Below are 12,538 nucleotides of genomic sequence, written 5' to 3' on the forward strand. Positions count from 1 at the left end.
GCTTCGCCTCGGCCGGGTCAGCTCCAGACCCGGTCGAAGCGGGCGCCGAGGCCGGTCAGCAGCTCATATTGCGACAGGCCGCTCACCGCCGCGGTTTTGGGCAGGCGATAGTCGAGCGCGACCCAATCGCCCTCGCCCAGTGACGGCGCCGCACCGACGTCGACCGCCAGCAGATCCATCGACACGCGGCCGAGGACCGGCAGCGCCGCATCGCCCGCCCGCGCCATCCCCTTGCCCGAAAAGCAGCGCAGATAGCCGTCGGCATAGCCGATGTTGAGGATCGCCACTTCCATCGCGGCAGGCGCGGTGAAAGTGGCGTTGTAGCCGACGCTCTCTCCTGCACCGACGCGGCGGCGCTGGAGGATCTGCGCCTCGGGCGTGACCACCTGGCGGATCGCGGCATGCTCCGGCCGCTGGCGGCCGCCGTAGAGCGCGATGCCCGGCCGGGTCAGCCCGAAGCCATAGTCCGGCCCCAGCCCGATCCCCGCCGAATTGGCGAGGCTGAGCCGCCGCGCCGACGTCCTCCCCTCCAGCGCCGCCAGCGCGTCGCGCTGCCGGGCGTTGCGCGGCACATCCTCGTCGGCGCAGGCGAGATGGCTCATCAGCGTCTCGATCCGCAGCCCCTCGAGCAGCCCGTCGGCAACGTCCCGCGGCGCGATGCCGAGCCGGTTCATCCCGGTATCGACCATTACGTCGCACCCCCCCCCGCCCGCGTCGCGCCAGCGGCGGACCTGCGCCGCGGTGCAGAGCACCGGCCGGGCGTAGGCGGGACGATCGGCCACCATATCCTCGGCCCGGACGCCGTGCAGCACCGACACCGCGACGCCGAGATCGGCGAGCTGGGCGGCTTCGGCCCAGGTCGACACGAAAAAGTCGCGGCATCCCGCCGCCGCCAGCCGCGCCACCACCTCGCGCGCGCCGAGGCCATAGCCGTTCGCCTTCACCGCGGCACCGCAGGCGGCGGGCCCGCTCATCGCATCCAGCGTGCGCCAGTTGGCGACGAGCGCGGACGAGTCGAGACGCAGGCGAAGCGGAGACGCGGTCATGCCCGCCCGGTTAGCGGCGCCACCGCTGCCGCGCCAGTGGCTGCGGTCAGTGCCAGCGCTCAGGCGCGCGCCGCCGGCCGGTGGGTTTCCTTCAACCCGAAGAAGGTGACGATCAGCGCCAGCGCGACCACCCCCATGGTGTACCACAGCCCGGCATAGGGATCGCCCGTGGTGGCGACGATATACTGGCTGATGAACGGCAGGAATCCGCCGAAATAGCCGGTGCCGACATGATAGGGGATCGACATCGAGCTGTAGCGGATGCGCGGCGGAAACATCTCGGCCAGCAGCGCCGCCACCGGGCCGAAGGTGGCGCCCGACAGCGCGCTGAGCGCGACGATCGCGGCGAGAATCACCAGGATGTTGCCGACCGGCGGGACCACCGGCGAGAGATCGTAGCCCGCGGCGGCGAGCGCGGTATCGAGCGCCTCGGGCCGGGTATCGGCGATCGGCCTGCCGCCGATCGTCACATCGACGTCGGACGCGCCGGCCGTGGTGTAGGCGATCCCCTTTTTCGAGAAATAGTCGAGCAGCCGCCCGCATTCGCCGGCCTGTACCGAAGCGAAGGGATCATAGCCGCATTGCGGACCCGAGACGACCACCGGGGCGCGCTGCGCGGCGGCGGCGAGCCCCGGATTGGCGACGCTGCCGATCAGCCAGAAGAGCGGGAAGAGCAGCAGCAGCGTAAGCGCATAGCCGATCACGATCGGCCGTTTGCGGCCGACCCGATCCGAGAACCAGCCGAACAGGATGAACCAGAACAGCCCGGCGAGCGCCCCGCCGCCGGTGACGAGCTGGGCCGTCGTCGCATCAACGCGCATCGGCCCCTGAAGGAACGAGAGGACCGAGAACATCGCGGTGTACCAGATCACCGTCAGCCCCGCGGCGATGCCGAACAGCGCGACGAGCAGCCGCTTCCAGTTGCCCGGATAGGTGAAGCTTTCGACGAAGGGATTGGCCGCGGTTTCTCCGGCGGCGCGCATCTGCCGGAACACCGGGCTTTCGGAAAGCTTGAGCCGCATCCACAGCGAGATCGCGAGCAGCAGGATCGAGAAGAGGAACGGCACCCGCCAGCCCCAATCGAGCCAGACATCGGCGAACAGCGCGCGCGCGATCAGCACCACCGCGAGGCTGAGCACGAAGCCGCCCGCGACGCTCGCCTGGATGAAGCTGGTGTGGAACCCGGCCCTTCCCGGCGGCGAATGTTCGGCGACATAGATGGCCGCGCCGCCATATTCGCCGCCCAGCGCCAGCCCCTGCGCGATGCGCAGCAGGATGATGAGCACCGGCGCCAGCGCGCCGATCGCGGCGTAGCCGGGAATGAGGCCGATCCCCGCCGTCGCCACGCCCATCAGCGTGATCGTGACGAGGAAGGTGTATTTGCGCCCCATCCGATCGCCGAGATAGCCGAACAGGATCGCGCCGAGCGGCCGGAAGGCGAAGCCCACCGCAAAGGTGGCCCAGGCGAGCAACGTCGCCAGCACGTCGTTGCCCGAGGGGAAGAAGCTGGCCTGAAGAATGCCCGAGGCAGTGAGCGTGCCCCAGATGAAGAAATCATACCATTCGAAGATGGTGCCGAGCGACGAAGCGCCGATCACCAGCTTCACGTCGTGCCGGGTCGGCTCGCCTTCCGGCACTGCGTCCGCCGCTGTCGTCCCCATCGCTCCCCCGCCCCGTCTTCCGTCGCCCCCGTTTGCCGCGGCCCCGCCGTTCGATCAGAAACGGCGGATTCGCGTCGAAGGTCGCACAAAGGTCGTACCTCCGCGCGCGTGCGCCCGCCTGCACGCCCGCGCGTGCGCATGCGCGAGGGGGGCAGGATACAAGCGTGGCACAGGCCGGGGCCTGTAGGACAGCGATTTCTTCGCGGCGGGGCGGCGATTGTTGCGGAGGAGAGCGAGCGCGAAGTTCGGCAGCTTCGCGCCCCATTTTCGGTCGTTGAGCAAGACCACCGCTGATCCTGAAAGCCGACGTGCTGCGGATATTTGGCGAACCTACTCGGCGAGGCCGGAATGCGCTAACGCGCTCGCAATGACCGGACAGACCCGCACCGCTTATTCGCCGTTTCCCGTCATCGATCGCCAATCTGAGAAATCACTTGACGCGAGATGCCAGATTCGGGAATTTGCTTGCGACCGCATAATAAAGGGCAGGCAATGGTTCCGTTTCAGCAGCTTCTCGACGAAGCGTTTCCCCCCAGCACCGACTTGGCGCTGGTGCGGTCAGTGGCTCAGGCGATCGCGCTGGCTGGCGACGTGATGGAGAACGAGCCATTCCTCAAGTCGCTGATCGGTGCGGACATAAGGGGTCATATCCGCCGCGCCGCCGTCCTGTTCAGTGTGCACGAGGGCTGCAAAGCTGGCGACCTGCCGTTCGCATCGGCGATGACGCGGATGCCGTTGGGCGGCGGTCACTGGGTCGAGCTGCGGTCGGGACCGTTCCGGGCCCACGTATGCCGGACGGATGGCCCGGTGGCATTCCCCGAGGAGACGCCCACCCGCCAGGATCAGCGTCTGAGTAACCAACTGGAACTGTTCGATCCGGATCCCGTCGTCGTGCCGTTTCGCGCCCCGTCTCCGCAAGAGATGTATGCCTGGTTAACCTTCGGCGCCAACGGATCCGATCTTGCACACCTATGCTGGGGTATGCCCGAAGCTGGGCGCAACAGCTGGCTTGCGCGCACGAACGTGCTGAGCCGCCTGCGACCGATCGAGGCCGTTCCGGTCGAGGTGCCTGCGCCCGCCGTCGTGCTTCGTTTCCGTGACCATATTGAGGAAGCGCTGCGCAAGGACGAAGACGAGTCGACTTCCGACGCCGAATCCTGACTGCAGGTAACGTAATGAGCAACAATCGCGGTGCTCCGGTCTCGGCCGGAGCCAAACCGATTCCGGAACGGATCAGGGAAGCCCGGGAAGCCCGCGGGTTCACCGGCGAAGCCTTCGCCGATGCCATCGGCGTCAGCCGGCAGGCAGTTGCGCAGTTCGAGACCGGACAAGCGTCGCCCAGCGGCGAGACGATGAGCAGGATTATCGCCGAGACCGGTCAGCCGATCTCGTTCTTTACCAGCCTACCGCCGCGTGCGGGCGAGCCGCGTGCGCCGTTCTTCCGCAGCTTGAAGCGAATGGAGCAGCATCATCGCCGTCGTATCGTCCGGCGCATGCAGTGGGTGGGGGACATCGGCACTCTGCTCGAACGCTTCATCGCCTTGCCAGCCGTGAACTTCCCCAGCCTAGAGTTCGACGCCGAGCACGGCGACGACGATGACATCGAGTGCGCGGCCGAGCGGCTTCGCGACCATTGGGGTTTGGGCCGTGGCCCTATTCGCAACCTTGGCGCCACCATGGAGGCGAATGGTGTTCTGCTGGTGCGCGAACCGGTGCGGTGCCAAGACATGGATGCGGTGAGCTGCTGGATTGGCGGTCGTCCGATCGTCCTGATGTCCGAGGAGGTGCTCGGGGGACCGCGTGACCTGTTCAACCTCGCTCACGAACTCGCTCACCTGGTGCTTCACCCCGACGTCGAGGTTAGCAGCTCGAACCTCGATATGATTGAGAAGCAGGCCAACCGCTTTGCTAGCGCGTTCCTGCTTCCGCGCGAAACGTTCAGCCGCGAGGTGCTCGGCAGCTCGATCGCCTACTTCAAGACGCTGAAGGCGCGCTGGGGTGTGTCGATCGCATCGATGGCCTATCGCAGCCGGGATCTGGGAATCCTTTCCGAGAACCAGTATTCCTACCTGTTCCGACAGATGAACAGCCTGCGCATCCGCAAGGTCGAGCCGCTCGACGACGCGTTTCCGGTCAACCGGCCGACGATGCTCGCCGAAGGCCTGCGGATGCTGGTCGAGCATGGGGTCTACACGCGCGCGCAGATTGAGGCATCTCTTGGGCTGAACCTGCGCGATGTTGAGGGGCTGGCGAGCCTGCCGGCGGGCTATTTGGACCAGCGAGTGGTGCCTATCCGGCTGAAGGCCGCCTTCGCGCCGGACGTTTGCATGGACCATGAATTGGGCTAGCGTGCTGAGGCGCCCGGTCAGGGCAGGAGGTAACCGAACGTCCGCTAACGCGCACTTCAGCCGAGGAACTGCTAGTCCGCTCCCAGCCCACCTCCGGCCGCTCGATCAACAGCCGTGAACCTCTCCATCGGATGACAGCTTTCCGCGATCGCCTCTCGATCATCCGTTCACTCCCCCTCCCCAAAGCCAATCACCAACCGCCGCTTTGCCTGCCGCTCCCCAGCGGCTAGGCGGTGGCGATGACGACGCCGCCCTCCTTCGACGCGGTCGTGCTCGGTGCGGGCGCAGCAGGGCTGCTGTGCGCGGCGAGCGCGGGGCAACGCGGGCGGCGGGTGCTGCTGGTCGATCATAATCGCGCGGCCGGCGCCAAGATCCTGATTTCGGGCGGCGGGCGGTGCAATTTCACCAATCTGGGCACTGCGCCCGACCGGTTCCTGTCGGCCAACCGCCATTTCGCCAAATCGGCGCTCAGCCGCTACACTCCCGCCGATTTCCTGGCGCTGGTCGAGCGGCACGGCATCGCCTGGCACGAGAAGACGCTGGGCCAGCTGTTCTGCGACGGATCGGCGCGGCAGATCGTCGCCATGCTGCACGACGAATGCGCGCGCGGCGGCGTGGAACTGGCGCTGGGCACGCCCATCGGCGCGGTCGAGCATGGCGACGGACTGTTCCGCGTGACGCTGGACGGCCGCACGGTTGCCGCGCCGTCGCTGGTGATCGCGACCGGCGGCCCTTCGATCCCGAAGCTCGGCGCGAGCGGCTTCGCCTATGATCTCGCCCGCCGCTTCGGGCTGAAAGTGATCGAGCCGCGCCCGGCGCTGGTGCCGCTGACGCTGGGCGCCGACGAAACGCTGTTCCGCACGCTTTCGGGCGTTGCCGCGCCGGTGATCGCATCGGCGGGCAAGGCGCGGTTCGCCGAGGCCGCGCTGTTCACCCATCGCGGGCTTTCGGGCCCGGCGATCCTGCAGGTCTCGTCCTATTGGCGGCATGGCGAGCGCATCGGCGTGGATTTCGTGCCGGGGCGCGCGCCGGGCTGGCTGCGCGGGGCGAAACGCGCGAACCCGCGCGCGACGCTGCGCAGCACGCTGGCCCGCGAGCTGCCCGAGCGGCTGGCGGAGACGTTGGCGGACCGGCTGGCGCTGGGCGGCGAGCTCGCCAACCTCCGCGATCAGGCGCTGGCGGAGGCCGAAGCGGCGCTTGCCGACTGGCATTTCCACCCGAACGGCACCGAAGGCTTCGCCAAGGCCGAAGTGACGGTGGGCGGGATCAGCACCGCCGAGCTTTCATCGCAGACGATGGCGGCGAAGCGGGTGCCGGGGCTGTATGCGATCGGCGAGGCAGTGGACGTCACCGGCTGGCTGGGCGGCTATAATTTCCAATGGGCCTGGGCGAGCGGATGGGCGGCCGCGCAGGCGCTGTGACTCGGCGGCGGCGCGGACGGCTGGCCCGGCTCCGAGTGACTCAGTCGAGGTTCGGCCGCAGCCAGCGCTTTGCCTGCTCGAGATCCACTGCGCGCCGGCGGGCATAATCCTCGACCTGATCCTCGCCGACGCGGGCGACGCCGAAATATTCGCTCTGCGGATGGCCGAAGTAGAAGCCGGAGACGGCCGCCGTCGGCAGCATCGCGAAGCTTTCGGTGAGGGTGATGCCGGTGTGCTCGGTGGCGTTCAGCAGCTCGAACAGCATCGGCTTCTCGCTGTGATCGGGACACGCCGGATAGCCGGGCGCGGGGCGGATGCCGCGATACTGCTCCTTGATGAGCGCATCGTTGGTGAGCTGCTCGCCCTGCGCATAGCCCCACAACGTGGTGCGGACATGCTGGTGGAGCCGCTCGGCGAACGCCTCGGCCAGACGGTCGGCGAGCGCCTTCAGCAGGATGTCGCGATAATCGTCGTTCTCGGCACGGAAACGCGCGCTGTGCGAATCGATGCCGTGGATGCCGACCGCGAAGCCGCCGATCCAGTCGTCCTCGGGCGCGATGAAATCGGCGAGGCACATGTTGGCGCGCCCCTCGCGCTTGGCGACCTGCTGGCGCAGGAACGGCATGCGCATGCTGGCTTCGTTGGTGCGGTCGAGATCGGGGATGTCGCCGTGCGCGAAGGTGCCGCCGTCCTTGCTGACGCGATCCTGCACATGGCCGTGGTGGATCACCACGTCGTCGCCGTCGCGGTGGCACGGCCAGAGGGCGGCGACGCCGCGCGCGGTGAGCCATTTCTCGGCGACCACGCGGTCGAGCATCTCCTGCGCATCGCCGAACAGGTTGCGCGCGCTTTCGCCGACGATCTCGTCGTCGAGGATCGCGGGATAATTGCCCGCCAGTTCCCAGGCGCGGAAGAAGGGCGTCCAGTCGATATAGTCGCGCAGTTCGGCCAGATCCCAGCCGTCGAACACGTGGAGGCCCGGCTGCTTGGGCGCGGGCGGCTTGAGCGCTGGGTCGATCACGAAGCCGTTCGCGCGCGCCTCCGCAAGCGTCACGAGCTTGCTCTGGCCCTTGTTGGCGCGGCTCTGGCGGACCGTCTCATATTCGTCGGCGATCTTCGCGACATAGGCGTCGCGCCCGGTGGTGCTGACGAGCGTGGTCGCCACGCCCACCGCGCGGCTGGCGTCGAGCACATGGACGACCGGCCCCGTGTAGGCAGGCGCGATGCGCAGCGCGGTGTGCACCTTAGACGTGGTCGCGCCGCCGATCAGCAGCGGCATCGTCATTTCGGCGGCCTGCATCTCCTCGGCCACCGTCACCATCTCGTCGAGGCTGGGGGTGATGAGGCCGGACAAGCCGATCATGTCGGCATCATTCTCGTTCGCGGCCTTGAGGATGTCGGTCCACGGCACCATCACGCCGAGGTCGACCACCTCGAAGCCGTTGCACTGCAAGACCACGCCGACGATGTTCTTGCCGATGTCGTGCACATCGCCCTTCACCGTCGCCATGATGATCTTGCCCTTGCCCTTGGCGCCGGGCTCCTTCTCCGCCTCGATATAGGGGAGCAGGTGGGCGACCGCCTTCTTCATCACGCGCGCCGACTTCACCACCTGCGGCAGGAACATCTTGCCCGATCCGAACAGGTCGCCGACCACGTTCATCCCGTCCATCAGCGGACCTTCGATCACTTCGATCGGACGGCCGCCGCGATTGGCGACTTCCTGCCGCGCTTCCTCGGTATCGTCGACGACATGCGCGTCGATGCCCTTCACCAGCGCATGTTCCAGCCGCTTGGTGACGGTCCAGCTGCGCCATTCCGCGGCCTGCTTTTCCGCCACCGCATCGGTGCCGCGATATTTCTCGGCAAGCGCCACCAGACGCTCGCCCGCGTCGGGATCCTTGTTCAGGATCACATCCTCGCACGCCTGGCGCAGCTCGGGCTCGATCGCGTCATAAACGTCGAGCTGCCCGGCGTTGACGATCGCCATGTCCAGCCCGGCGGGGATTGCGTAGTAGAGGAACACCGAATGCATCGCGCGACGCACCGGCTCGTTGCCGCGAAAGCTGAACGACAGGTTCGAAAGCCCGCCCGAGAAATGGACGTGCGGGCAGCGTTTCCGGATTTCCTTCACGGCCTCGATAAAGTCGACCGCATAGTTGTTATGCTCCTCGATGCCGGTCGCGACGGCGAACACATTGGCGTCGAAGATGATGTCCTCGGGCGGGAAATCGATCGTCATGAGCAGCTTGTACGCGCGCTCGCAGATCTCGATCTTGCGCGCCTGCGTGTCGGCCTGTCCTACTTCGTCGAACGCCATCACGACGACGGCGGCGCCATATTCCATGCACTTGCGCGCTTCGGCGAGGAATTTCTCCTCGCCTTCCTTCATGCTGATCGAATTGACGATCGGCTTGCCCGAAACGCACTTCAGCCCCGCCTCGATCACTTCCCATTTCGAGCTGTCGATCATGATGGGCACGCGCGCGATATCGGGCTCGGCCTGGATCAGCTTCAGGAAGGTGGTCATCGCCTCGACCGCGTCGAGCAGGCCCTCGTCCATGTTGACGTCGATCACCTGCGCGCCGTTCTCCACCTGCTGGAGCGCGACTTCGACCGCGGCGGCATAGTCGCCCGCCATGATCAGCTTCTTGAAGCGCGCCGAACCGGTGACGTTGGTGCGCTCGCCGATGTTGACGAAATTGGTGGAGGAGGTGGTGGTCATTTCATTCCTCAATTCCCCCTCCCGCCTGCCGGAGGGGGTAAGGGGGTGGGCGCCCGGCCCATTACAATCGGTATCGCTTGTGGAGAGCGCGTGCCCACTCCCCGCCCCCCCCCGCGCGCGGGAGGGGGAGAATCACGCTGCCATGGTGAACGGCTCCAGCCCCGCCAGCCGCGTCCGCACCGGCACCTGGGGCAGCGTGCGCGGCGGCAGGCCCTTAACTGCCGCTGCGATCGCCGCGATGTGATCCGGGGTCGATCCGCAACAGCCGCCGAGGATGTTGACCTGCCCCGCATCGGCCCAGCGCCTGACCAGCCCGGCGGTCGTGTCGGGCGCCTCGTCATAGGCGCCGAGCTCGTTGGGCAGTCCCGCGTTGGGATAGACCATGATCAGCGTGTCGCACGTCTTCGCCAGCGTCGCCACGTGCGGGCGCAGCTGCTCGGCGCCGAACGAGCAGTTGAGGCCGATCGTCAGCGGCCGTGCGTGCCGCACCGCGTGCCAGAACGCCTCGACCGTGTGGCCCGAGAGATTGCGCCCCGACAGATCGGTGAGCGTCATCGACATCATGATCGGCACGTCGCGGCCCAGTGCCTGTTCGGCTTCGAGCACCGCCTTGATGCCGGCCTTGGCATTGAGCGTATCGAACACCGTCTCGATCAGGATGAAGTCGGCACCGCCCTCGAGCAACGCATCGGTCTGCTCGCGATACACCTCCTTGAGATGGTCGAAATCGATCTCGCGATAGCCGGGATCGTTCACGTCCGGCGAGAGCGACAACGTCTTGTTGGTCGGCCCGATCGCACCGGCGACGAAACGGGGGCGCCCGTCGCGCGCCTGGAATGCGTCCGCCGCGGCGCGGGCGATGCGGGCGGATTCGACGTTGATCTCGCGGACGAGATGCTCGGCGCCGTAATCGGCCTGGCTGATGCGATTGGCCGAGAAGGTGTTGGTCGAGACGATATCCGATCCGGCATCGAGATAGGCGCGCGTGATCGTGTCCGGCACCTCGGGCTTCGTGATCGCGAGGATATCGTTGTTGCCCTTCTGATCGTGGCCGAGGCCGAGGTCGCCGGCGTAATCGGCTTCCTTGAGGCCCCAGTTCTGGATCTCGGTGCCAAAGGCGCCGTCGGTGAGCAGGATGCGCTGCGCGGCCTGTTCGAGGAGGGTTTCGCGTGGAGTCATCGTCTTTCGTTCCTTCTCCCCTCCCGCATGCGGGAGGGGTCGGGGGAGGGCTTGTCGGTCGGCGGGCGCGGGAGGACAGGCCCTCCGCTAACCCTTTCCGCAAGCGGGAGGGGGACTAAGCCGCCGCGGCTTCCGTCCCCGCCTTCGGCCGCAGGCCGAGCAGGTGGCAAATGGCGTAGCTGAGCTCGGCGCGATTGAGCGTGTAGAAGTGCAGCGTCCGCACGCCGCCGGCATAGAGCTTGCGGCACAGCTCGGCAGCGATCGTCGCCGAAACGAGCTGGCGCGCGGCGGGATGATCGTCGAGCCCCTCGAACAGCCGATCCATCCACGGCGGGATCTGAGCGCCGCAGAGACCCGCGAACTTGCGCGTCTGGGCGACGCTGGAGACCGGCAATATCCCCGGCACGATCTCCGCACCGATTCCTGCCGCAGCCACATCGTCGCGGAAGCGGAAGAAACATTCCGGCGTGAAGAAGAACTGGCTGATCGCGCGGGTCGCGCCGGCATCCAGCTTGCGCTTCAGATTGTCGATATCGGCGGCGCGATTGGCCGAATCCGGATGCACTTCGGGATAGGCGGCGACCGAGATCTCGAACGGATGCAGCTTCTTCAGCCCCGCGACCAGCTCGGCGGCATTGGCATAGCCCTGGGGATGCGCCTCGAACTTCGCACCCAGCACCGGCGGGTCGCCGCGCAGCGCGACGATGTGGCGGATGCCCGCGGCCCAATATTCCTCGGCGACCTGATCGATCTCGTCCCGCGTCGCTTCGACACAGGTGAGATGCGCGGCGGCGGAGAGCGGCGTTTCGCGCTGGATGCGCGCGACCGTGGCGTGCGTGCGCTCGCGCGTCGAGCCGCCCGCGCCATAGGTGACCGAGACGAAACGGGGAGCGAGCGGCGCCAGCGTCTGCACCGATTCCCACAGCGTCGCTTCCATCTTCTCGTTCTTCGGCGGGAAGAATTCGAACGAAACCTCCAGATCGCCGGCAACATCGGCGAAAAGCGGTGCATCGAGCGCACGACGCGCCTCTTCGAGCTGATTCACCGTGATACTCATGCCGCCTTCACCTCCTTGATACCCTCGGCGTCGCGCACTCCCGGTTTGCGCCCCAGCCAGAGCTTCACCGTCAGTTCGCCGCCTTCGAGCGTCTCGATCACTGCCGGAGCAAGGCCGTTCGCCCTGAACCAGCCCAGAATCTGTTCATCCGAAAAGCCGAGCCGCGCATGCGCGTCGCGCGCGCGCAATTCCTCGCGCTCGTGCGGCGCGAAATCGGCGATCAGCAGCCGCCCGCCCGGCGCGAGCACGCGCGTCGCCTCGGCGATCGCCGCGCCGGGCTGCTGCGCGAAATGGAGCACATGGTGCAGGATCGCGACGTCCGCGCCGCCGTCGCCGAGCGGCAGCGCGTAGAGATCGGCCTGGCGCAGCTCGGTGTTGTCGAGCCCGCGTTCGGAGAGCTTGGCGCGCGCGAGCCGCAGCATTTCCGACGAGCGATCGATCCCCAGCGCATGTTCGGCACGCGGACCGAACAGCTCGAGCATCCGCCCGGTGCCGGTGCCGATGTCGATCAACCGGCCGAGCGAGACATTCCCCTCCGGCGCGTCGAGCCCGAGCGTGCGGCCCATGGTCGCTTCGACTTCGCTCTCGGCGACGTGGAGCGACCGGATCGCATCCCAGTCACCGGCATGTTCCTCGAACCATTGCGCCGCCGCTGCCGCGCGATCCGCGCGCACGGCGGCGAGACGGGCATTATCGGCAACCGCCCAATGATCGGGCTCCTGCTCGGCCCAGCAATCGAGCGCCGCGAGCATCGGCGCAACTCGATCGCGATCGCCGAGCGCGACGAACACCCAGCTTCCTTCCTTGCGCCGTTCGGCGAGGCCGGCATCGACGAGGATCTTCACATGGCGCGAGACGCGCGGCTGGCTCTGCCCCAGCACCTGGGCCAGCTCGCCGACCGACAGCTCCATCGATCGCAACAGCGCGAGAATGCGCAGCCGCGTCGAATCGGCCAGGGCACGGAAGATTTCGAGAGCTGTCGTCATTGGCTTAGAGATATAAAGATGTCTTTATATCGGGTCAACGAGCAGCGCGGCTTGCGCGGCGGCGGCGGCTTGGTTAGCGCTGGCACGTGCAGCTTCGCCTGCACCACCAAGGAGG

The 12,538-nt window shown here is 67.2% G+C and carries 9 protein-coding genes; 3 read left to right on the plus strand and 6 right to left on the minus strand.

The window, feature by feature from the left end; all coding sequences use genetic code 11:
• Window positions 1–17 precede the first annotated feature (17 nt).
• Window positions 18–1,046 carry an alanine racemase gene (locus H7V21_RS06775; protein ID WP_188056068.1) on the minus strand — a complete coding sequence of 343 codons (1,029 nt, stop codon included), beginning with the start codon at window positions 1,044–1,046 and terminating at the stop codon, window positions 18–20.
• A 59-nt stretch (window positions 1,047–1,105) separates the two neighbouring features.
• Window positions 1,106–2,707 (minus strand): MFS transporter, encoded by a 1,602-nt coding sequence (locus H7V21_RS06780; protein ID WP_188056069.1) that lies wholly within the window; start codon window positions 2,705–2,707, stop codon window positions 1,106–1,108.
• A gap of 492 nt (window positions 2,708–3,199) precedes the next feature.
• Between H7V21_RS06780 and H7V21_RS06785 the strand changes: the two genes are divergently transcribed.
• The 3 genes from H7V21_RS06785 to H7V21_RS06795 all read left to right on the plus strand — a co-directional run bounded on the left by H7V21_RS06785 (window position 3,200) and on the right by H7V21_RS06795 (window position 6,476).
• Complete coding sequence (locus H7V21_RS06785; RefSeq protein WP_188056070.1) at window positions 3,200–3,868, plus strand: hypothetical protein; 669 nt, start codon at window positions 3,200–3,202, stop codon at window positions 3,866–3,868.
• Between the two features lie 14 nt (window positions 3,869–3,882).
• Entirely contained in the window at window positions 3,883–5,055 is a 1,173-nt protein-coding gene (locus H7V21_RS06790; protein WP_188056071.1) for a helix-turn-helix domain-containing protein, read from the plus strand.
• 239 nt (window positions 5,056–5,294) lie between these two features.
• The gene (locus tag H7V21_RS06795; RefSeq protein WP_188056072.1) at window positions 5,295–6,476 is read left to right on the plus strand and encodes an NAD(P)/FAD-dependent oxidoreductase; all 1,182 of its coding nucleotides are present in this window, start codon (window positions 5,295–5,297) and stop codon (window positions 6,474–6,476) included.
• A 40-nt stretch (window positions 6,477–6,516) separates the two neighbouring features.
• Here H7V21_RS06795 and metH read toward each other — a convergent pair whose 3' ends face one another.
• The 4 genes from metH to H7V21_RS06815 form a co-directional block, all read right to left on the minus strand.
• Entirely contained in the window at window positions 6,517–9,201 is a 2,685-nt protein-coding gene (metH, locus tag H7V21_RS06800; protein ID WP_188056073.1) for a methionine synthase, read from the minus strand.
• A gap of 132 nt (window positions 9,202–9,333) precedes the next feature.
• On the minus strand, window positions 9,334–10,380 hold the full coding sequence (locus H7V21_RS06805; protein WP_188056074.1) for a homocysteine S-methyltransferase family protein: 1,047 nt from the start codon (window positions 10,378–10,380) through the stop codon (window positions 9,334–9,336).
• Between the two features lie 115 nt (window positions 10,381–10,495).
• A complete protein-coding gene (gene metF / locus H7V21_RS06810; RefSeq protein WP_188056075.1) occupies window positions 10,496–11,437 on the minus strand; it encodes a methylenetetrahydrofolate reductase [NAD(P)H] in 942 nt (313 codons plus the stop codon).
• Window positions 11,434–12,423, minus strand: coding sequence for an ArsR/SmtB family transcription factor (locus H7V21_RS06815; protein WP_188056076.1), 990 nt, complete (start codon window positions 12,421–12,423; stop codon window positions 11,434–11,436). Before H7V21_RS06815 ends, metF begins: the two co-directional genes overlap by 4 nt.
• Between the last annotated feature and the right edge of the window lie 115 nt (window positions 12,424–12,538).

It is taken from the genome of Sphingosinithalassobacter sp. CS137 (genome assembly GCF_014334115.1).
Lineage (GTDB): Bacteria > Pseudomonadota > Alphaproteobacteria > Sphingomonadales > Sphingomonadaceae > Sphingomonas.